The organism is Puia dinghuensis (genome assembly GCF_014642875.1).
Taxonomy (GTDB): domain Bacteria; phylum Bacteroidota; class Bacteroidia; order Chitinophagales; family Chitinophagaceae; genus Puia; species Puia dinghuensis.
The window spans coordinates 314,299-336,415 of record NZ_BMJC01000005.1; the positions used below are offsets into that span (position 1 = coordinate 314,299).

Annotated in this window: 15 protein-coding genes; 10 read left to right on the forward strand and 5 right to left on the reverse strand. The window is 52.7% G+C overall.

What is annotated here, in order from left to right; genetic code table 11:
• Positions 1-10: 10 nt before the first annotated feature.
• Positions 11-2,137: an ATP-dependent DNA helicase RecG gene (gene recG / locus IEY39_RS23005; RefSeq protein ID WP_188936133.1), complete on the reverse strand. Its 2,127-nt coding sequence runs from the start codon at positions 2,135-2,137 to the stop codon at positions 11-13.
• A gap of 87 nt (positions 2,138-2,224) precedes the next feature.
• Between recG and IEY39_RS23010 the strand changes: the two genes are divergently transcribed.
• Genes IEY39_RS23010 through IEY39_RS23030 form a run of 5 tightly spaced genes read left to right on the forward strand, consistent with a single transcriptional unit; the run spans position 2,225 to position 6,825 of the window.
• Entirely contained in the window at positions 2,225-3,124 is a 900-nt protein-coding gene (locus IEY39_RS23010; protein WP_229689088.1) for a decaprenyl-phosphate phosphoribosyltransferase, read from the forward strand.
• A gap of 10 nt (positions 3,125-3,134) precedes the next feature.
• Positions 3,135-3,866: an SDR family oxidoreductase gene (locus IEY39_RS23015; RefSeq protein ID WP_188936137.1), complete on the forward strand. Its 732-nt coding sequence runs from the start codon at positions 3,135-3,137 to the stop codon at positions 3,864-3,866.
• Positions 3,863-4,471 (forward strand): HAD-IB family hydrolase, encoded by a 609-nt coding sequence (locus IEY39_RS23020; RefSeq protein ID WP_188936139.1) that lies wholly within the window; start codon positions 3,863-3,865, stop codon positions 4,469-4,471. Before IEY39_RS23015 ends, IEY39_RS23020 begins: the two co-directional genes overlap by 4 nt.
• A 28-nt stretch (positions 4,472-4,499) precedes the next feature.
• The gene (locus IEY39_RS23025; RefSeq protein WP_188936141.1) at positions 4,500-5,687 is read left to right on the forward strand and encodes a glycosyltransferase; all 1,188 of its coding nucleotides are present in this window, start codon (positions 4,500-4,502) and stop codon (positions 5,685-5,687) included.
• Entirely contained in the window at positions 5,680-6,825 is a 1,146-nt protein-coding gene (locus IEY39_RS23030) for an ArnT family glycosyltransferase (RefSeq protein WP_188936143.1), read from the forward strand. Before IEY39_RS23025 ends, IEY39_RS23030 begins: the two co-directional genes overlap by 8 nt.
• On the opposite strand, the gene IEY39_RS23035 is transcribed toward IEY39_RS23030, so the two are convergent.
• Both IEY39_RS23035 and IEY39_RS23040 read right to left on the reverse strand, forming a co-directional pair.
• Positions 6,749-7,594: a hypothetical protein gene (locus IEY39_RS23035; RefSeq protein ID WP_188936145.1), complete on the reverse strand. Its 846-nt coding sequence runs from the start codon at positions 7,592-7,594 to the stop codon at positions 6,749-6,751. The two genes, IEY39_RS23030 and IEY39_RS23035, sit on opposite strands and share 77 nt — an antisense overlap.
• 137 nt (positions 7,595-7,731) lie before the next feature.
• The gene (locus IEY39_RS23040) at positions 7,732-13,131 is read right to left on the reverse strand and encodes a PKD domain-containing protein (protein WP_188936151.1); all 5,400 of its coding nucleotides are present in this window, start codon (positions 13,129-13,131) and stop codon (positions 7,732-7,734) included.
• Positions 13,132-13,548: 417 nt separating this feature from the next.
• Between IEY39_RS23040 and IEY39_RS23045 the strand changes: the two genes are divergently transcribed.
• Genes IEY39_RS23045 through IEY39_RS23060 form a run of 4 tightly spaced genes read left to right on the forward strand, consistent with a single transcriptional unit; the run spans position 13,549 to position 18,365 of the window.
• On the forward strand, positions 13,549-14,910 hold the full coding sequence (locus tag IEY39_RS23045; RefSeq protein ID WP_188936153.1) for a flippase: 1,362 nt from the start codon (positions 13,549-13,551) through the stop codon (positions 14,908-14,910).
• Positions 14,911-15,780: a beta-1,6-N-acetylglucosaminyltransferase gene (locus tag IEY39_RS23050; protein ID WP_188936155.1), complete on the forward strand. Its 870-nt coding sequence runs from the start codon at positions 14,911-14,913 to the stop codon at positions 15,778-15,780.
• A gap of 5 nt (positions 15,781-15,785) precedes the next feature.
• Entirely contained in the window at positions 15,786-17,276 is a 1,491-nt protein-coding gene (locus IEY39_RS23055; RefSeq protein ID WP_188936156.1) for an MBOAT family O-acyltransferase, read from the forward strand.
• A 12-nt stretch (positions 17,277-17,288) separates the two neighbouring features.
• On the forward strand, positions 17,289-18,365 hold the full coding sequence (locus IEY39_RS23060) for a hypothetical protein (RefSeq protein ID WP_188936158.1): 1,077 nt from the start codon (positions 17,289-17,291) through the stop codon (positions 18,363-18,365).
• On the opposite strand, the gene IEY39_RS23065 is transcribed toward IEY39_RS23060, so the two are convergent.
• Together IEY39_RS23065 and IEY39_RS23070 are read right to left on the reverse strand one after the other, a co-directional pair.
• Positions 18,295-19,461 (reverse strand): glycosyltransferase family 4 protein, encoded by a 1,167-nt coding sequence (locus IEY39_RS23065; protein WP_188936159.1) that lies wholly within the window; start codon positions 19,459-19,461, stop codon positions 18,295-18,297. The two genes, IEY39_RS23060 and IEY39_RS23065, sit on opposite strands and share 71 nt — an antisense overlap.
• Positions 19,462-19,464: 3 nt before the next feature.
• Complete coding sequence (locus IEY39_RS23070) at positions 19,465-20,577, reverse strand: glycosyltransferase family 2 protein (protein WP_229689046.1); 1,113 nt, start codon at positions 20,575-20,577, stop codon at positions 19,465-19,467.
• Positions 20,578-20,755: 178 nt separating this feature from the next.
• On the opposite strand from IEY39_RS23070, the gene IEY39_RS23075 reads away from it, so the two are divergent.
• Complete coding sequence (locus tag IEY39_RS23075; protein ID WP_188936161.1) at positions 20,756-21,943, forward strand: glycosyltransferase family 2 protein; 1,188 nt, start codon at positions 20,756-20,758, stop codon at positions 21,941-21,943.
• The last annotated feature ends 174 nt before the right edge of the window (positions 21,944-22,117 follow it).

Below are 22,117 nucleotides of genomic sequence, written 5' to 3' on the forward strand. Positions count from 1 at the left end.
CTAATTTATATTATGAAATCTTACTCCAGGCCGTTTTACCATGCTGCGATTGCAGAAAAGCCTTCAACGCTCTATTCTCTTCCATCGCCAGGTCGGGGTCCTTATCCAGCAGCTCCATGACCCTGTCCCGGGCCAGTTCGAGCCAATACTTGTCCTGAACAATATTAGCGAGCTTAAAGTTCAATAACCCGCTCTGCCGGGTTCCTTCTATATCGCCAGGTCCCCGGATTTCGAGATCCTTTTCAGCAATTTTGAAGCCATTATTGGTCTCAGTAAGAATGCTCATCCGCTCGCGTGCCTCCTTTCCCAATCGGGGACTCGTTAATAAGATGCAAAAGCTCTTCTCCGTACCACGCCCTACCCTCCCCCGCAACTGGTGCAGCTGGGACAACCCGAATTTTTCCGCACTTTCGATAACCATCACCGTCGCATTCGGTACGTTGACCCCGACTTCGATCACCGTAGTGGCTACCATGATCTGTGTATCTCCCTTGAGAAAACGTTGCATATTCGTATCCCGCTCTTCATTGCTCTGCCGTCCATGCACCATGCTGATCCAATACTTCGGCTCGGGAAACCAGGCTTTTACATTTTCATAGCCTTTCATAAGGTTCTCATAATCCACCTTTTCTGACTCCTCGATAAGCGGAAAAATAACATACACCTGCCTCCCCTTCCCGATCTCGTGCCGGATGAAATCCATCACCTGCGGCCTCCTGTCTTCGTAACGATGAACGGTGGATATTGGTTGCCTTCCGGGGGGCAATTCGTCCATGACACTATAGTCCAGATCGCCATAGGCCGTCATCGCCAGGGTACGTGGAATAGGGGTAGCCGTCATCACCAGAACATGCGGCGGGACAGCCGCCTTATTCCAAAGCCGCGCTCGCTGCGCCACCCCAAAACGATGCTGCTCGTCGACGATCGCCAACCCCAGCCGCTGAAACTGCACCGCCTCTTCCAGCACCGCATGCGTCCCGATGAGGATATGCAGCCTGCCCTCACTGGCCATCCCCAACACCTCCTTCCTGCTCTTCGACCTCGACGACCCCGTCAACAACCGTACTTCCACCGGCATGTCCTTTAACAAGGCCGCAATACCTTCATAATGCTGGCGCGCCAAAATCTCAGTGGGCGCCATCAGACAAGCCTGAAAACCATTGTCCAGCGCCAACAGCATGGACAACAAGGCGACCATGGTCTTTCCACTGCCGACATCCCCCTGCAGCAACCGGTTCATCTGCCGCCCGCTGCCGGTATCCCGCCTGATCTCCTTCAACACTCTTTTCTGCGCACCCGTCAGCTCGAAAGGTAAGTAATGTGTATAAAACCGGTTGAAGAATTCCCCCACCTGTCCAAAAACAACTCCATGCGAAGACCGGTGCCGCTTCGACTTTATCAGCCCCAACCGCAGCTGGGCCATAAACAATTCCTCGAATTTGAGCCTGTCCACGGCCTGTCGAAACAACATCGGCTGAGTCGGAAAATGAGCCTGCCGGTAAGCCTCATACCGCGAAAGGAACCCCATCGGCCGGCCCGTCTCAGGGTCTGGCCAGGTCAAGGCAGAGGCCGGCAGATTCTCAGGCAAATCTTTCTCTTTCAACATATTGAAAAGAGTCTGCGTAAGCTTGCCCAATTGCCGCCCCCCAAGACCCCGAACCTTCAGCTTTTCCGTCGTCGGATACACCGGCTCCAGGAAATCCGGCGGGGTCACATGCTGGCCATGTAAGACCTCGATCTCGGGATGCGTCAGCTGCGGACTACCCTGGAAAAAACTCACCCGGCCATAAACAAGAAATTCCCCACCCACCTGCACCAGCTTCTGTACTCCATGGATACCCTGAAACCAAACTAGCTCGAGCACACCCGAACTATCCCGCAGCCCGGCCACCAGTCGCCGGCTCCGTTTGTCGCCAACCAGGTCCACACTAACGATCCGGCCCACCACTTGTATAAACTCCGTCGATGCATCTATCTCCCGGATGAGATTGATCTTTGTCCGGTCGACATGGCGATAGGGGAAATGTTCCAACAGGTCTTGGAAAGTATGAATTCCCAATTCCTTTTGCAGCAGCTCAGCCCGCAATGGACCTACGCCTTTGAGATATTCTATCGGATTCGAAAGTATGGATGCCAACGTGCTGATGTAGCGGAAAATTTACACAAAAATAAGTTATAACTATTGTCGTTTTGTTCGTATTTTGACACATAATTTATTGTTTTGGTGTACCTTAAACTGCTAAGACCGAAAGACTGGGCAAAAAACCTGTTTTTATTTATTCCTCTCTTTTTTGCGGGTGAATTTCTCGACCGGACAAAGCTTTTACACCTCCTTTTCGGCTTTTTCGCCTTTTCCTTCATTGCCAGCAGCATCTACATCATCAACGATTACCGCGACCGGGAAGACGACCGCAAGCATCCCACGAAGTGCAAACGCCCCCTGGCCTCCGGCGCCGTATCCCCCACCACCGCCATCGTCATCTGCATCCTGCTCATCATCGCCGGCTTTGGCATCGCCTGGGCAACCCGCCAGGAATTCGCGATCGTCCTGGCCGTCTACTTCCTGCTCAACCTCGGCTATTGCTTCGGCCTGAAGAATATCGCCATCCTCGACATCTTTATCCTGGCCGCCGGCTTCGTGCTCCGCATCAAATCCGGCTCCGTCATCGCCGATGTCCCCCTCTCCGAATGGATCATCATCATGGTGCTGCTCCTGGCGATCTTCATGGCCATCGGCAAACGCCGGGATGACGTGCTGCTAAAGGTCAGCTCCGGCATGGACATGCGCAAATCCATAAAAGGCTACAACCTCGAATTGCTCAATGTCCTGCTGGCCGTCGTTTCTTCCATCATTGTAGTATGCTACCTGATGTATACAATGGATCCCGACGTGAAAGTAAGACTCGGAACGTACCGGCTCTATTACACCGGCGTATTCGTCCTTGCAGGCCTCATGCGCTACCTGCAGCTGATCTACATCTCGGAAGACTCCGGATCCCCGACCAGGATCCTTTACAAAGACCGGTTCATCCAGATCACCCTCATTCTTTGGATCATAAGCTTTGCGATCATCCTGTATTTCAAAGATGTTCCTATTTTTAATATTTTAAGGAACCTATTCTAAATAATCTTTCATGCCTTCTCTTTTATTACTCGGAGCTACATCAGATATGGCTACCGCCCTGGCGCGGAAATTCGCTTCTACAGGATATGATGTGTTACTCGCGGCAAGAAATACCCACCGGCTTGAACCACTTCGCTCCGACCTCGCCATCCGTTATGGAATTACGGCATCCCTCCTGGAGTTCGATGCCCGCGGCTTCGACTATCACGCCGCTTTCTGGGAAGCCCTGCCCGTCAAACCCGACCTCACCATTTGCGTCTTCGGCTACCTGGGTGAGGAAGCCATTGCAGAATCCGACTGGGCCGAATGCCGCAACATTCTCGAAGTAAACTACGTCGGAGCCGTATCCATCCTCAACATCGTTGCAAATGATTACATCACCCGTGGCAAAGGCGCCATCGTCGGCATCAGTTCGGTAGCCGGTGAAAGAGGTCGCCAGAGTAATTACCTTTATGGCAGCGCCAAAGCCGGCTTCACGGCCTATCTGTCCGGCCTCCGCAACCGCCTGTTTCATCATGGACTGCACGTCCTGACAGTGAAACCGGGCTTCGTTTATACCCGGATGACGGAAGGCCTGACCCTGCGACCCCTGCTGACAGCAACCCCCGAACAGGTGGCTACATCAGTCTGGAAAGCCGTAGAAAAAAAGAAGAATGTCGTCTACGTAAAATGGTTCTGGCGCTGGATCATGCTCATCATAAAAAGCATACCCGAATTCCTGTTTAAAAAACTCAAAATGTGAATCGACGCATCGCCTTTTTTGATTTTGACGGCACCATCACTACAAAGGATACTTTGCTCGAGTTTATCCGCTTCAGCAAAGGGACGATGCGCTTTGCCCTGGGATTCCTGCTCAACAGCCCCTGGCTCGTTGCCATGAAGCTAAAACTAATTTCCAACCAGGCAGCCAAAGAGCGGATCCTTACGTTCTTTTTCGGAAAGCAAACCCTATCCTTATTCGAACAACAATGCGCTGCCTTCTCCAGCGATATCCTGCCGGGCCTCATCCGTCCAAAAGCGCTCGCCGAGATCAATCGCCTCCGGGAAGGGGGAGCCACGGTCGTCATCGTTTCCGCCTCACCAGAGAATTGGATAAGGCAGTGGGCTTCACAAGTGGAAGCAGACCTCATCGCCACCCGCCTTGGCATCTTCACCGACAAAAAAGGGGAAACAAGACTCACCGGCAGCATCGATGGCGCCAACTGTTACGGCGAAGAAAAAGTCGACAGGATTCGCCAACGATTTGCATTGCCTGATTATACGGAAATTTATACCTATGGAGACACCGGCGGCGACAAACCGATGCTGCTATTGGGAACGGTTTCTTTTTATAAACCCTTCCGCTGACAACCGGTCGACCATAAAAAACAAAACTATGGATTTTGTAATCGTAGGTCTGCAGGCCTGGTACTATGAATTGGGAAGCAATTGCAAGAATATTGCACTCGAACTATCCAAACAACACCGCGTCTTATATATCAATATGCCGCTCGACCGGCGTACCATCTTCCAAAAAAAAGACGACCCCCGCATTGCCAAACATCTCGACCTCGTCCGCCGGCGCCATACCGAAGTCGTACAACTGGGCCCCAATCTATGGAACTATTCTCCCACCACCGTCCTGGAATCCATCAATTGGCTGCCCTCTAACTTCCTGTTCCGCTTCTTCAACAAGATCAACAACCGCCGGCTGGCCGCCGATATCCGCAAGGCAGTGGATATCCTCGGTTTCAAAGATTATATCCTGTTCAACGACAACGATATCTTTCGCTCCTTCTACCTGAAAGAGCTGCTCCAACCAAAATTATACATCTATTATAGCCGCGATAACCTCCTTGCCGTCCCCTATTGGAAGAAACATGGCACGGCCTTCGAACCCCCGCACATCGCAAAAGCCGACGTCGGTGTCGCCAACTCCATCTACCTGGCCGGCTACCTCCGCCAATACAATCCGAAAAGCTACTATATCGGCCAGGGTTGCTCGCTGGCCGTCTTCAATCCGAATGCAAGTTACCCGCTGCCGGACGATTTGCAGGGCATCCCCCATCCCATCATCGGGTATGTAGGAGCCATCGTCAACATCCGCATCGATATCCGCATCATCCTCGAGATAGCCCGAACCAGGCCGGATTGGCACATCGTAATGGTTGGACCCGAAGACGATTTCTTTGCCGGCAGCACCCTGCACACCCTTCCCAATGTTCACTTCCTGGGACGAAAGGACCTGGCCACCCTGCCCGCCTATATCGCCCACTGCGACGTCTGCATTAATCCACAGCTCATCAACGAAATGACTATCGGCAACTACCCCCTGAAGATCGATGAATACCTCGCCATGGGCAAACCCGTGGTCGCCACCCGCACCGTCACCATGAAATTATTCGAAGCGCATACCTATCTCGCGGACACCCCCGAAGAGTATGTCCCGCTCATCGAAAAAGCCATCACCGAAAATAACGCCACGCTTCAGGCAGAAAGGATCCGGTTTGCCAATGAACATACCTGGGAGAATGTTTTAAAAGAATTCTACCGCGTCATCTCAAACCACCACGCCTATGAATAAGACTTCGGGAAAGACTTCGGGTGCCCTGGACCAAAAAGAGGCGCTCATCTTTATTCTCATCGTCGGCTTCCTCCTCCGGGTGCTCATCACCTTCTTCACCTGGCTGCCAAACATGCAGATGGACAGTTATGAGTACTACAACCAGGCAGACACCCTGCTTTCCGGTGGCTACACCAATTACTTTCCCAACGGCTATCCCCTGATGATCGCCATCGCCAAATTCTTCACCTCCGGCGATAGCGAAATCCTGCTGTTGTGGATCAATGTCGTTTTTTCCACCCTCATCATCTGGTTCATCTACGACATCGGCAACAGAGTATACGCCAGCCCGCGGATTGGCCTGGTAGCAGCCGCCATCCTGGCCGGCTTTCCGGCGCAGCTCAACTATGTACGGTTGCTCATGACCGAAGTGCCAACCGCTTTTTTCCTGGTGGGCGCCTATTTCTTCTACTATCGGAAACAATACTTTTGGAGCGGACTCTTTTTCGCCTTGGCCATCTTCGTCCGCACCAACGTGGCCCCCATCCCCATCCTGCTGCTCGCTATCCAGACCATCCGCAACAAAAGGGTCCCGTGGCGCCTGCTCACCGGCTGCCTGCTTCCCCTGCTGGCCATCTGCCTCTACTGTCACGCAAAGACCGGAGAGTTTTCCGTCGCCGGCAACAACCAGATCAATATTCTCTATGCCGTCACCGCCAAAGGGAGCTATATAGACTTCAGCCTCAATCGCAAACACCCCGAGATCAATACCAGCGGCAAAGCACTGAGGATGTACGTCGATCACATGAAGGCCGACCCCCTGGGATTCATCGGTCAGAAATGGGCCAATTTCTGGGAGCTATGGGCATTCTACCCCGATTCGGTCCATAATACTCGCGGCGTCGCATCAAGACTCCTGCTGGGGATAGGCCATTTTTTTATGGTGGTATTCGGGATAATAGGCTGGTGGCTTCACCGGCGCTCGCTTTCGTCCAATCTCCTGATGCTGCCCTTCGTCACGGTCACCCTGATACACACGGCCTTGTTCGCCATGTCACGATATACCTATCCCGTAGAGCCATTCATGATCTTGCTGGCCGCAAGCGCCGTCGTATCCTTGACCATAGATCGTAATCGCGCCAGGCCCGTTCGATCCTGACCCATACCCCCCGCATCCGGTACAGCAGGAATAAGACACGGCTATGCTTTTCATTCACCCGCTGAAGCCGCCCATATTCCACATAGTTCTGCTTCCGGGCATCGAATTTGGCTACGACAGCCTCCCAATCCTTATGCGGATCTACCTGTATCTTGGTGTACAGCTCCCCACCCCCCACCGGCAAGGTATGCCGCATCACTACTTCGTCAAATACAATAAGCTGGTCCTTTGGATAACCAAGCATCTTCGACCACACAGAGTCTATCCCCCAGCTGCTGCGATTGCCGGTAAAGGAGGGTAGACAAAGCCGCAGGGCCTCGCTGCTGAAAAGGGGGGCCATCACCTCTATCTGCCCTACGAACCGGCAGAAACTATTGGGTTTCTGGCGGAAGATCGGCCAGCTGCAAAAAGAATCTTTGCTGAGGGAAGCACAACTGATGGAAGTCCGAAAAGCCCGGCTCAGGGCAAAAAGCCGGTTGATCTGCATCGTGTCGATATCGATGTCATCATCCAGGAAATAGAAATAATCATATTGATCCAGCCACTCCGGCCGGATTTTCGTCAAAACTTCATTGAGCATGAAATACTTGAACCCCTTCAGGTGATAGAAATACTCCACCCCTTCATACAATGTCGGGTTATTTATCTGCTCATGATAGAACAGGAGACATACATCAAAGTCCTTTTTCCCCTTTTCCCTCAACCAACTTTCCTGAAAGAGATATGATTTATTACCACAAGGCGCAATGATGATATTCCTCGTTGCCATTAGGTCATTAGTTTAAAAATCGAGGTGTAAGATAGCCAATAAATTTGGAAAAACTAAGGGCTTCCCCCAATGCAGGAAGCCACTCCCACAAGGGGAATGGCTTCTTCTGCTTCATTCACATAAGCGATGAGACGATGTTATTGTTTCATCAACTTTATTTGAGACGTTGTATTGTTACCATAGGAAGCCCGGATGATATACATACCCGCCGCCAGGTTTGATACGTTTATCGTAGTGGTGTTCGTCCCTGGGGTCACGTTTACCTGCATCGCCTCGACGAAATGTCCATGCAAGGTGAAGATGCGGAGGTCCACCGGCCCCGATACGTTACCCGTCATGGTCAGGGTCGTTTGGGTGTGGGCCGGGTTGGGATAGAGGGAGAATTGTTCAGTCAACGAATCCTTGCTTGAAGAAGCCAACCGCGTATTACTCATTACAGTCACTTTCACCGTGGCGCTGGCCGTATCCCCCAGCTGATCTTTCACTGAGAGGCGGAACACATACAACCCGGCTGCCAAGTTGTTCGCCTGCGTGGCAACTGCATCCGGCGAACCCAGCGTCACCTCTGTGGGGCCGCTCACCTGCGACCACGTATAGGTCGAGATCGTACTACCCACATCCGTGGAGGCACTGCCATTCAGATCTACCGAATTGGCCGGCAGGGTGATGATCGTATCCTTACCCGCATTGGCAGTAAGGGTGGAAACAGGCGTAATAACGGTTGCTGCAGTAATGGTTATCGTTATTTCGGCCTGGGCGGTGGAGCCGCTGTTGTCGGTAACCAGCAGGACAAAGACATAGGTTCCGACTTGCAGTCCATGAATGGTTGGCGTCGCCGTATTCGAATTGGCGATGGTTACCCCACCCTTGCCGGATAGCTGATACCAATCATAGGAGACAATGGTTCCATCCGGGTCGTAGGAAGCAGAGCCATCAAGGTTCACCGCCGTATCACTGCCCGTCAGCGTAAAGGTCTGGTTGGGACCAGGATTGGCAATAGGCGGAATATCCACTCCCTTATTGACGGTAACATTGACAGAAGACGTGGCCTGTATGCCATTGTTATCCGTAGCGGTCAGCTGGAAGGTATATTTTCCAACCACCAGGCCGGACACCGTCGTAGAAAGGCTTCCCGCCGAGCCGATCGATGCCGTAGTAGGTCCGGCCGTCTGAGTCCAGGACTCCGAGACAATGGTTGCCCCACCATTACCCGTAGCCGTACCCGTCAGCGTCGTCGCATTGGTCGGTAAAGTGATCGTCTGGTCGGCACCGGCATTCACATTCGGCGCCGCCGGCGCCGGCAATACCGTAACATTCACGTAGGCAGAGGCTATCTGTGCGTTATTATCAGTCACCGTAAGCTCAAAAGAGTAGGTTCCGGCTACCGTAAGGCCCGTTATGGTGGTCTGGGCAGCCGTGCCCGTACCAAAGGTCGCGGCGGCCGGTCCGCCCATCTGTCCCCAGTGGTAGGAAGTAATCGTAGCACCGTTGGTCCCGGAAGCCGTACCAACCAGGGTCACCTGACTGGTGGGCAGCCTGATCGCACTCACCGGAGTAATGCTCACGATCGGCGCCGTCACCGGCACCGGCGATGGCGATACCGTAACATTCACGTAAGCAGAGGCTAATTGCCCATTATTATCAGTGACCGTCAACTCAAAAGAGTAGGTTCCGGCTACAGTAAGGTTCGACACGGAGGTCTGTGTAGCCGTATTGGTTCCCAACGTCGCGGCGGTCGGCCCGCTGATCTCGCCCCAATGGTAAGAAACGATCGTAGCACCGTTGGTCCCCGCAGCCGTACCAACCAGGTTCACCTGACTGGTAGGCAGCGTGATCGCGCTCACCGGAGCAATGCTCACCGTCGGCGGTGTTATCGTCACCGGAGCCGGATTCACCGTAACATTTATATAGGCAGAAGCCAATTGCCCATTATTGTCGGTCACCGTCAACTCAAAAGAGTAGGTTCCGGCTACAGTAAGGTTCGACACGGAGGTCTGTGTAGCCGTATTGGTTCCCAGCGTCGCGGCGGTCGGCCCGCTGATCTCGCCCCAATGGTAAGAAGCGATCGTAGCACCGTTGGTCCCGGCAGCCGTACCAACCAGGGTCACCTGGCTGGTGGGCAAAGTGATCGCGCTCACCGCGGCAATGCTCACGGTCGGCGGCGTCACCGGCGCTGCATTCACCGTTATTGTTACAGTCGCGGATGCCGACTGCCCATTATTATCCGTAGCAGAAAGCTGGAAGACATAATTGCCCTGGACCAGACCGGATACTGTCGTAGACAGGCTGCCGGCGGTACCGATCGTCGCACTGGCCGGGCCGCTCACCTGGGTCCACGCAGTAGAAGAGATGGTCGCCCCATTGTTGCCCGTAGCCGTACCCGTCAGCGTCACCGAATTGGTCGGTAAGGTAATCGACTGTGCGCTGCCTGCAGCCACCGTCGGCGGCGTAGCGGCCGACGCATTCACCGTCACCGTGACGGTAGCAGATGCCGACTGTCCGTTGTTGTCCGTAGCCGCAAGCTTGAAGACATAGACACCCTGCACCAGCCCGGATACAGTCGTAGACAGGCTGCCGGTGGCGCCGATCGAGGCAGCGCCAGGGCCACTGACCTGGCTCCAGGTGGTAGAAGAAATGGTCGCCCCATTATTGCCCGTAGCCGTACCCGTCAGGGTCACCGAATTCGTCGGTAAGGTAATCGTCTGCGCACTGCCCGCAGTCACCGTGGGAAGCGCGGCCGCATTCACCGTAATAGTCACGGACGAGGACGCACTCTGCCCGTTATTATCAGTGGCAGTAAGCGTGAAGGTATAGGTTCCCTGTACAAGGCCGGAAACGGAAGTAGAAAGACTGCCGGCCGCACCGATAGTCGCGGCAGATGGCCCGGCCGTCTGCGTCCATTGCGAAGAGCTGATCGTGGCCCCGCCATTACCGGTGGCCGTCCCTGTCAGCGTCGCCGAATTCACCGGCAACGTGATCGTCTGTGCACTGCCCGCACTCACCGTAGGCGCAATGATCACCGCGGCATTGACGGTAATCGTCACGCTCGAAGACGCCGACTGTCCGTGATTGTCGGTAGCAGTAAGCGAAAAAGTATAGGTTCCTTGTACAAGGTTGGAAACAGAAGTAGAAAGACTGCTGGCCACGCCTATCGTCGCAGCGGAAGGACCCGACGTCTGCACCCATTGTGAAGAGCTGATCGTAGCCCCGCCATTGCCGGTAGCCGTGCCGGAGAGCGTCACCGAATTCGTCGGCAAAGTGATCGTCTGCGCACTGCCCCCACTCACCGTAGGTGGCGGTGTAGCCGCAGCCGCATTCACGGTGATCGTTACCGTGGAAGAAGCCGTTTGCCCATTGTTGTCAGTAGCCGACAGCGAAAAGGTATAGGTACCCTGCACAAGCCCGGATACCACCGTGATCAGGTTGCCAACAGAGACAATGGTCGCAGCGGAAGGCCCGCCCGTCTGCGTCCAGGTGGTGGAAGCAATCGTCGCGCCATTGGTCCCGGTCGCGGTGCCGCTAAGTGTTACCGTGCTGATGGGTAGCGTAATGGTCTGCGCGGCGCCCGCACTCACCGTAGGCGGTGTTAAAGCGGCAGCTAACACGACTACCGTATCAGCTGCAGTACTGGTAGCACCCTGATTGTCAGTTACGGTTAAAGAAAAAGTATAGGTACCTGCCACCATCCCACTGATACCAGTTTTGGCCGCGGTAGGCGTCGCAATGGTAGCGGAGTTGGGTCCGCTGTTTTGCTGCCAGGCGTAGGATGTTAGCGTCCCTCCGTTGGAATCCACAGAAGCGCTGCCATCCAGCGTGGCGCTATTCACCGGAAGTGTAATGGTGATCTTGGAGTTCGTTTTAGCCTTCGGGTATGTCTTTGGAGTGCCGCTGCTATTGACCACAACAGTCACGGTGGACGTGCTCGTCCGCCAGTTGTTGTCCGTCACCTGCAACTGAAACACATATGTCCCCGTAACAAGATTGCTCAGCTGCGCCGTGGGACCCGAAGGCAGGCAGATCAGCGCCGTGGAAGGCCCCGATACCTGCGTCCATAACCAGTAATTGATATAGGTATTGCTGCTCGCCGTCGTTGCCGACCCTGTAAGCGTGGTCGTCGACGTGGTGATATTCTGGTTGGGACCGGCATTGGCGACAGGATTCGCCGCTGCCGGAATCGCATATTCATTACAGGGAGCTCCCGACGGATTCAATACACAATAGGGAGAAGAAGTGAGCGAAAGATGTGGCGAGCCAAACGGATCGACCTTAGTCACCCAGGGTACATCCCAGGAATTGGGATAGATGGACAGGATGTCGCCGGTGGCGTTCATCTCCCCATTGCCCAATACCCCGCCCTTGTTACGGCCCCAGGAATACAGGTTACCGTTTACATCTTCCGCATAGGTGTAGAATACGTCCCCAAGCCCGTTAAAGAGATTGGTAAAAGAGTGCAAACCGACGGCTATCTGTATCGGCTTCGGCACCAGCAGTTCGGCTTCACCCCAGTCCCAGGCATAAGGAGCAAGAACGCCCGAAGAGTTGATGTAGGTAGCCCAATTCAATTGCTGACCGTTGCCGATGGTTCCACACGCATTGTCCCCCCACGCCCAGATCGTACTGTCGGCAAGAAGAACAAAGTTGCTTTCGTTATTGATAGAGATCTGTTTTATCGCCTGCGTGAAACCCAATATCGAGTTCATCTTTGTCGGCGTAAGAGGAGCCGACGCAGTCGCGCCCAGCCCGAGGTAGTTGGCATAATACCCCCAACCGTAGAGATCGCCATTGGCGCAAAGCGCAAAGTTGGCGGTGCTTCCCCCCTCGATATCGACCACCGGGGAAGGAATGGATATCATGGTCGGCGTGGTTATAGAAGGAGTAGGCGTACCTTGCGACAACAGATAAGGAGCTTCATACCCGGTGTTACCACCCCAGGTCCAGACATTGCCATTGGCATCGAGACCCATGGCGAAAATATCCATCTGCACCTTCTTGATCACTACGCCGGCAGGGAAAGGAACCTGCACCGGTTTTGGTGCGGGGCCTCCCATCGTTCCATTACCACGGTTACCCGTGCCGACGCCCCCCCATACCCATACCGTACCATCACCCTTCAGCGCTATGGTTTCATAACCCGAGGCGCTCGCACCAGGAACCACCTGCACAATATTATTAAAAGGATTGCCAAGACTATCTACCGTCAGCTTCGTCGGCTGGGGTATGTTTCCACCAATGGTGCCCAATCCCACCTCACCATACGCATTGTCACCCCAGCAATAGCAATTGCCTGCGTTATCCAGCAGACAAAAGTGATGCAGGGAAGCGGCGACCGAAGTCACTACGGAAGGCTGACCCGGTACAAGCGAAGCCACACCACCAGCCATATCATAGATCTGATGCGTGGCTGTAGGCATAATAAAGCAATTGTATTCCCCCGGCCCAACGATATATTTGGGCGTGTAGGACTGAGAATGTAAGACGGAGGAAAAGAGTAGCGTGACGAGTAGGGCCGTGATTAAATGTAAAATTCTGGCTTTCATGATTTGGATTTTAGCAACAAATAACACAAAGTACTCAAACAGTCGGTTTTGCTTTGATCAAATAGGATTACCAAAAAAACTACAGTAGGATATTACAGTAGTGCCTTAAAAAATACGATCAGAGAAAACCTCGCTTTTAATAGTCTTCGTAATTTTGACAATATTCATGCCAAAACGAATATGTTCAAAATAATATTCCTTCGTTGGGAAAAGTTTCCCATATACTAGGTAAATGTTTTACCATAATGTAAATACGAAATTGTCAAATGTCTGAAGAACAATAAATATTACAACAAAGCGTTATTCGAATGGAAAGTTTTAGAATACCTGAAAACCGGTACGAAAAAATCAATGTTTTTACCGTAAGTTTGGCTCCATACTCCGAGAGGCTTGCCAGATAGCTTTAAAAATTAACCGTTGAAAAAACATTTCTCTTCATACTGGATCCGCTCGGCTTTCTTTTCTATTCTCCAACGCTTTTCTGTCACCCTCTTCGGGCTCATCAATTTCATAGTGCTCATCCGCTGGTCGCTCACCAAAGAACAGATGGGTACATGGTCGCTGTTCCTGGCCATCACCACCATCTTCGAAACGACAAAAAGCGGGCTGCTGAAAAATGCACATATCCGGTACGTCAGTACCAGCAACATCACGGACGAAAAAACGGTCATCGCCTCTTCTTCTTTGTTAATTAACGCTTCCATCAGCATCGTTTTCATTCTCTTGATCGTCTTCTTCTCAGGCAACCTCAGCAACTGGCTCCACACCGGGGCCGAACTGGGTACCACCTTGAAATGGTTTATCCCGGGTCTGGTTTGCATGGTTTTCTTTTCGCATATGGAAGCTATCCAGCAGTCTCATCTCGATTTCAAAGGGGTATTCGCCGGCTATTTTGTCCGCCAGGTACTCTTCTTTGCCCTCATCCTCGGCACTGCCCTGCTCCACATCCCCTTTTCCCTCCCCTGGCTGGCCCTCTACCAGTCGGCGAGCATCGCCGTCGGCGCCATCGTCATCACCATCGATAGCCGGAAATACCTCGTGGGCCGGTTCAACCCCTCCCGCGCCTGGATAAAAAGGATAATCAACTACGGCGGCTTCATCTTCGGTTCGGGACTCGTCGGCAACATCTTTGCCAGCGTCGACCAGTTCATGGTCGCCTCCTTCAAACTGTCCAACGCCTGGGTGGCCAACTACAGCGCCGCCTCCAAGCTCAACCAGGTGGTCGACATCCCTTCCTACGCCGCCGCCGAGGTGCTCTTCCCCAAAGTCTCCAAAGCTTCCGTCGATGAAGGTCTCGTGAAAGTCCGGTACCTCTACGAAAAAATGGTAGCCATCCTCCTGGCCTTCACCATCCCCATGGCCATCTTTGTTATCGCCTTCCCCAAACTCGTTATCCTCGTCATCGCCGGAAAGAACTATATGGCAGCAGCCCCCATCCTCCAGATGTATATGATCACCGGCCTCCTCCGCCCCATGCAGAACCAGGGGGCCAACCTCCTCAACTCCATCGGCAAAGCCAGGCTGTGCTTTATTATTAACGCCATTTCACTGGGAGTTAACCTCCTAATTAATTATATTTGTTTATCCAATATCGGATTCTACGGGTCCGCCGTAGGAACTATGATTACTTGCCTATTAGGAGCCATATGCTGGTATTTCGTTATAAAAAGACAGATCGGAGCGGTTTTGCCCACTATGGCCCGGCACATCGCCGAGTATTATAAAATCTTTTTTATGTACGCGAAAGGCTTTCTCGCAACCCAACCATCCGGTAAATAGATGAGAATAGCACATTTGATTTTGACGCATAAGAATCCGCAGCAATTGGCTCGGCTCATCAGCGTGCTGGACCATCCGGCTTTTGATTTCTATATCCATGTCGACAAAAAGGTCGACCAGGCCCCATTTGACTTCCTTGCGCAAAAAAAAAATGTCTTTTTCATCAATAACCGGGTCCGCATCTACTGGGCCGGCTATGGCACCATCCAGGCCACCCTCAACGGTTTCGAAGAGATTCTGCCCAAGAAATACGATTACATCAACGTCACCTCCGGCCAGGACTTTCCCCTCCAGTCCCCGGATCACATCTACCGGTATATCGCCGATCGTAAAGGCCTGGAATTCATCACTTGCGAATCTATAGAAGACGAATGGAAGGACGCCGCACCCCGCGTCTATAAATACCATCTCATCAACTGGCGCATCCCCGGCAAACACCGCCTGGAGATCCTCACCAATAAAATGCTGGCGAAAAAACTCCTGCCCTCCCGGAAATTCCCGCTGGACTACAAGATCGTCGGCCGGAGCAACTGGTTCACCCTTACCTCCCCGGCCGTCCAGTATGTCTTCGATTTCCTCAAACAGCACCCCAAAGTAGTCCGCTATTTCAAGTTCTGCTGGGGGGCCGATGAGTTCATCTTCGCCAGCGTCCTTTATAATTCTCCCTTTAAAGACTGCATCCGGGACAGCCTGGTCTACGTCGACTGGACAGGCAAGTCGGACGGCCACCCGCGAATCCTCGAAGTCCGTGACTTCGAAAAAATGAAAGCTTCAGGAAAACTGTTTGGTAGAAAATTCGACGCGGACACCGACCCACGCATCCTCGATATGCTGGAAGAATCCATCCAAAAAGCTAACCTAATAACCTGACAGATATGCTTTTTAACTCCCTGGAGTTCCTGATATTCTTCCCGGTAGTTACGCTCCTCTTTTTCCTTATCCCGCACTCCTGGCGCAGCTTCCACCTGCTCGTCGCCAGCTGCATCTTCTACATGGCCTTCATCCCCGTCTATATCCTCATTCTCTTCTTTACCATTATCATCGACTATGTAGCAGGGATCATGATCGCAAAAGCCAGCGGGCGAAAAAGAAAATACTACCTGGTGATGAGCCTCATCGCCAACATCGGCGTACTCTCCATATTCAAGTACTTCAACTTCTTCATCGATAACATCAACACCCTCTTCCATATCGCGCATCTCACCACTTATTCCCTCCCCTTCCTGAACATCATCCTGCCCATCGGCCTCTCCTTCCACACCTTCCAGGCCATGAGCTATACCATCGAGGTCTACCGCGGCCACCAGCAACCCGAAAAAAACTTCGTCACCTATGCGCTCTACGTGATGTTCTACCCCCAGCTGGTCGCCGGACCCATCGAACGGCCACAGAATATCATCCACCAGTTGCACGAAAAAAAGCGCTTCGATTATTACGAAGCCACCGAAGGCCTGAAGATGATGATGTGGGGTATGTTCAAAAAAGTGGTCATTGCTGACCGGCTGGCAAAAGTCACAAGCCCCGTCTTCAACGACGCCCATCATTACTCCCCCACCGCCCTGCTGCTGGCCGCCTTCTTTTTCTCCTTCCAAATCTATTGCGACTTCTCGGGTTACTCCGACATCGCCATCGGCGCCGCCCGGGTAATGGGCATTAAGCTCATGACCAACTTCAACAAACCTTATCGCAGCAAAAATGTAGCGGAATTCTGGCGGCGCTGGCATATATCTCTCTCCACCTGGTTTCGCGACTATCTCTATATTTCATTGGGTGGCAACCGCGTTTCCGTTCCCCGATGGTATTTCAATCTCTTCTTCGTCTTCCTGGTCAGCGGCTTCTGGCACGGCGCCAACTGGACCTTCGTCGTCTGGGGCGCCCTTCACGGGTTCTATCTCATCTTCGCCATCGTCACCCAAAAGATGAGAGCCCGGCTCAATCATCTCACCCTGCTCGACCGCCATCCCCGGCTGCTCGGCGTCCTTCAGATGATCACCACCTTCTGCCTCGTCCTGGTCGCCTGGGTATTCTTCCGGGCCAATACCATCCACGACGCCTTTTATATCCTCGGCCGCTTCCCCGTCGCCCTTGCCGATATTGGCCACTGGCTCATCCGGGCCCATTTCTCCACCGAAAGCTTTAAATCCCTCATCGGGTTCATGCCCGTCTTCGTGATAGATATCCAATTGTCCTTCCTGCTGATCGCCCTGTTACAAGGCATCGAATGGGTGCAAACACACAAAGACCTTTCCGCCCTCATCCGGCAGCGCCCCATCTATATCCGCTGGACCCTATACTACCTGATGATCGCGGTGATCATCTTCTTAGGCGTATACGAAAACCGGCAATTCATCTATTTTCAATTCTAAAGCCTTTATCCCATGACAACCCGCGCTTTTGTCATAAAACTGTTTCTCTTCTCCCTGCCTTTCCTCTTTCTCGTGGGGCTCTATTTCTTTTGGGACCCTTTCAAGGTTTTAAAGCACTACGACCGCTATTACCAATCGGGCAAACCCAGCTACGTAAGCATCAACAAAGACGTGGTCTCCACCGAGAACTGGGTTAACCATTCTCCCGAATTCCAATACGACTCCTACATCTTCGGCAACTCCCGATCGATCTATTACCAGGTGGAGACCTGGAAGAACTGTATCGACCGGGGCGCTTCCCAATGCTATCACTTCGACGCCTCCGGCGAATCTCTTTACGGCATCTGCAAAAAGATCAGCTTCCTCGACAGCAGGAATATCCACATCGCCAACTCACTCCTTGTCATCGACTATGATTGCCTGGAGGGGTACAAGAATTCCGAAGGCCACCTTTTCGCAAAAGACCCAAAGATCTCCGGCCAGAATCCCCTGGCCTTCCAGATGGACTGCCTGAAAGACTTTTTCGACTTCCAGTTCCTCACCGCCTGGCTCGACTTCAAACTCTCAGGCAAGGTAAAAGACTATATGAAAAAGGATTTCCTCCTGGACGACCGGCCATTCATATATGATTATGTCACCAATGAAATGCGCCAGGATTATTTCGAGGAAATGATTAAAAAAGACCCGCAGGAATATTATAACCCCCGGAAGGCCATGTTCTACAACCGCGATACCACCACGCAAAAGATCGCGGAGGCCTCGCTCCAAAAACCCCAGAAAATATTACTCGATACCATCGCCGCCATCTTCAAAAGGAACAGCACAAACTACCGCATTGTGATCAGCCCGCTCTACGACCAGCTAAAGCTCAACCCGGCCGACCTGCTGTTCCTCCGGCAGCGCTTCGGGGAGAATACCGTCTTTGATTTCTCCGGCATCAATGCCATCACCAACAACGAACAGAATTATTATGAGACATCGCACTATCGGCCCCACGTCGCCAATGCGATTATGAAGATCATTTATGGCGGAGAAGGATCTTCTCCTCGTATAGCCGCCCAAAACCCTCCGCCCACTTATCCCAATTGAGCGTTTCTTCAAACCGCTGCCGGCTCGACTGCACAAGGGCATGATAGCTTCCTTTATCCGCCCATATCGCCGCTATCTTCTCCGCATAGGCCTCTCCCCGGGCATCGTAAGGCAGACAAAAGCCATTGACCCCATCCCGAACCACATAAGAGACCCCGCCGGTGTCCGTGGTTATGGCCGGCACCCCATAGGCATTGGACTCACAGGCCACCAGCAGCGAACAGTCCGCCCGCGTGGGCAACAGCAGGAAATGAACGGAAGACAACAGCCCGATGAAACGTTGGTGATCTTCCTCCTTGTTCTTGTTTAAAAAAGGGATCACGGTCATATCCGCATCGGCAAACTCCGGCGGCGGCACCACCCCGCAAACGATCAGTTCTGCATCCACACCCCGCCGCTTCAACGCCTGCAACGTCTCGAAAGCGATCTTTCCGCCCTTTCGCTCCCATTCCACAGCAAGGTATAACATGGTCAACCGCTTATTCTTCTCTTTTTCAAAAATGGACGCCCTGTCCGGTATCCGGTCCATATTGGCGCCAAGCGTCATCAGCACGATCCTGTCCTCAGGGATCCCATAGTCCCTGACAGCGGAATCCGCCGCCCACTGCGAAGAATAGATGATGGCCGCACTCTTCTCCAACGACCGCTTTTCCAGGTGGTCGCCTTCCCAGCGCGAAAAACGACTGATACGCTCAAACTCATTCCTGTAATAGTTGCTTATCAACCGGAAGGTCGTATCCGAAACATACACCATCGGTATCTTACTGTCCAGGTAGGCCACACCGGTAGAAGCCGCCGGCGCCACGATACAGTCATATTGCTTTCCCTTCATCCTCCGCCGGAATTCCCGCCGCGCATACCAGCTGCTTAACAGGTTATACTTGGTAGCATATTCTGTCCGAAAGACCATTCGATTCACCTTGGCCATCCCCCTGAGAACAAGGTCGATCCACCGGGGGAATTTTATTGGCCCGATGAAGTCCACGTCTCCGACGTGTTTGACCAGCGACTGCCCAAGGTAATACGTAATGCCGCTCCACGAACGTTTGTCCAGCGGGTCGTTGATGGTGAGATACGCGATTTTAATCCTTTTCAAACCTTACTGTTTGTCGTAGTTCTTCAATACCGGGTTGCTCACCTCGGTCTTGGTATGCACCGTATGAATAAATGTCTTATTGGCTTTCTTCAAATGCAACAGGGTGCCGAACATGATGAACACCGCCCGCGGAAGATTCAGCAGCGCCCGCCAAAGGTCCTTGTTCACAAGGGTAGAAGGGACGCCCATCACCATCGATAACAAAAAGAGCACCAGCAACACCCCCGAAGCAGTCACCCAGGCCACAGCCGGATGGACAAAAAAGCTCAACGCCACCAGCAGGGGCAACAACACAAATAAGAACGACCGGGGCGGCACTAAATTATGCAGGATGCCAAGATTGAAATAGTTGACATTTCCCCGCAGCAGCTGGCGGATGGATGGCAGGAAATATCTATTGAGATACTGATGCTGGCTCGATACCCAACGCTTACGCTGATCCCCAAACGCCTTGGAATTGCCGATCTTCTCGTCAAATACAAGCCCGTCGTCCAGGTACCGGATCGAATGCCCCCGCTCGACCACCTTCAACTGTAATATTTTGTCAAAGCCGCCGGTGGCATCGATCCCGCTCATGATCTGCCGCATCTCGGCAAAGTCAAAGGCCATCCCCGATCCGATCACCGAAGAAGACAGCCCCAACGCATTCGACCCCTTCCGGAAGATATGATTGCCTATCGCCTCGCTGCAGGCATCCAGTATGGCAAAAGAACTATCCAGGTTTTTGGCTACGCGCTTACCCTGCACAGCCCTCTCCCCCCGGGCGAACTCGCCGTCTATCTTCCGCAGAAAGTCCTTCTCCAGCATATTATCCGCATCGCAAATAAGGGCAATAGTGTGCTCGCGCTCTATCCGGGTAAAGGCGGCATTCAGCGACCTGGCCTTCGTACTCTTGTCAAAAACAACTTCGATCACCTCCACCGGCATTTGCCGCAACTGTTGCAATGTCTCCGGCTGGAAAGAATCGGCCAGAATATATACCGTATACAGCTCGGCCGGATAATCCAGGGCCAATAGGTTCGCGGCCGTGGACAGAATGATCCCATCCTCCTTATACGCCGCCACCATTACCGCAATGTTATTTTTTGGCGTCTCCGCAACAACCGATGGCTTCACACGGCGAAGTTTCCCGGCAAGCGATAGCACAAACAGGTATAATACTGAAAATGCCAGGAACACGAAAAACAGAAGATAAAAGAGATAGACGATTTTTTCTAAAAATGCCACTTACTTATATAATTTTATGCACGATACGCGTTCTGACGGCTCAAAAGTAATACAAAAAAATTAGGACATGCATTCGTGGCAATTGATTTTCTACATCTCCTGTGGACTGGTCTTCTACAACTACGCCGGATATGCCATCATCGTCTATCTCCTTAATAAAATCACCGGCAGCAGACAGCCGGCCGAAGAAGATGCTGCCTTTCGCCCCACCGTTGCCTTCATAGTCGCCGCCTACAATGAGCAGGATGTCATAAAGGAGAAGATAGTCAATTCGTTAGAACAGGAATATCCCAGGGATAGAATAGAGTTCATCTTCGTCACCGACGGCTCTTCCGATCGCACTGCCGAACTGATTACCCAATCACCCGGGGTGCGCCTTTTGCATCGTCCCGAAAGAGGCGGCAAGTCTGCCGCACTCAACAGGGCCGTGGCTGAAACAACCCAGGATATCATCATCGCAAGCGATGCCAACACCCTCCTCAATCCGGACGCGGTGAAGAATATCGTCCGCCACTACCGCTCGGAAAAGACCGGCGGCGTTGCCGGCGAAAAGAAAGTATTATCGTCCACCGACGATGCGGAGGATGTCGGCGCAGGCGAAGGCCTTTACTGGAAATATGAGTCCGCCCTCAAAAAGCTGGATGCGGATTTCTATTCCGTAGTAGGCGCCGCAGGCGAACTATTCTCCCTGCGCAGGACGCTCTACGAACCCCTGCCCGATAACGTCATCCTCGATGACTTTGTCCTTTCCCTCAAAGTCACGCAAAAAGGCTATCGCATCCGCTATGAACCCGATGCGTATGCCATGGAGCTGCCTTCCTTTTCTATGAAGGACGAACAGAAAAGAAAGATCCGCATCGCCGCCGGCGGCTTCCAGGCCATCGGCATGCTGACGCCTTTGTTCGCTTTCTGGAAATATCCCCGCCTCACCTTCCTCTATGTCTCCCACCGCGTGCTCCGCTGGACCCTAAGCCCCCTTTGCCTCATCCTCGCCCTCGTCGCCAACGCTTTCCTGCTCACCACCAACCGCTGGTATATTGTATTCTTTGCCGCCCAGCTCTGCTTCTACGGCCTGTCCCTTCTCGCCGCCCTCTCTCCCTCCATCCGCAACGGCGTCAAACCAGCCAAACTGGCCTACTATTTCACTTTCATGAACGTTTCGGTGATCCTGGGTTTCTTCCGGTTCCTCCGGGGCAGACAGTCCGCCACCTGGGAAAAAGCCCGGCGCTCACTGTCGCCATCACCCGGCGATTAAATCAACCTGGTTGCTAAGCCCAAAAACTTGCACTAAAGAAAATATGGCATTATATTTACAGCTGCAATCTCATAGGTACGCACCAATTTTCCATCCAAGTTCCTATTTCCTTATCATTCAATTATTTACACTAGCATTTTTAAGTTAATGGATTTTCTGTATTATATCCGGGTT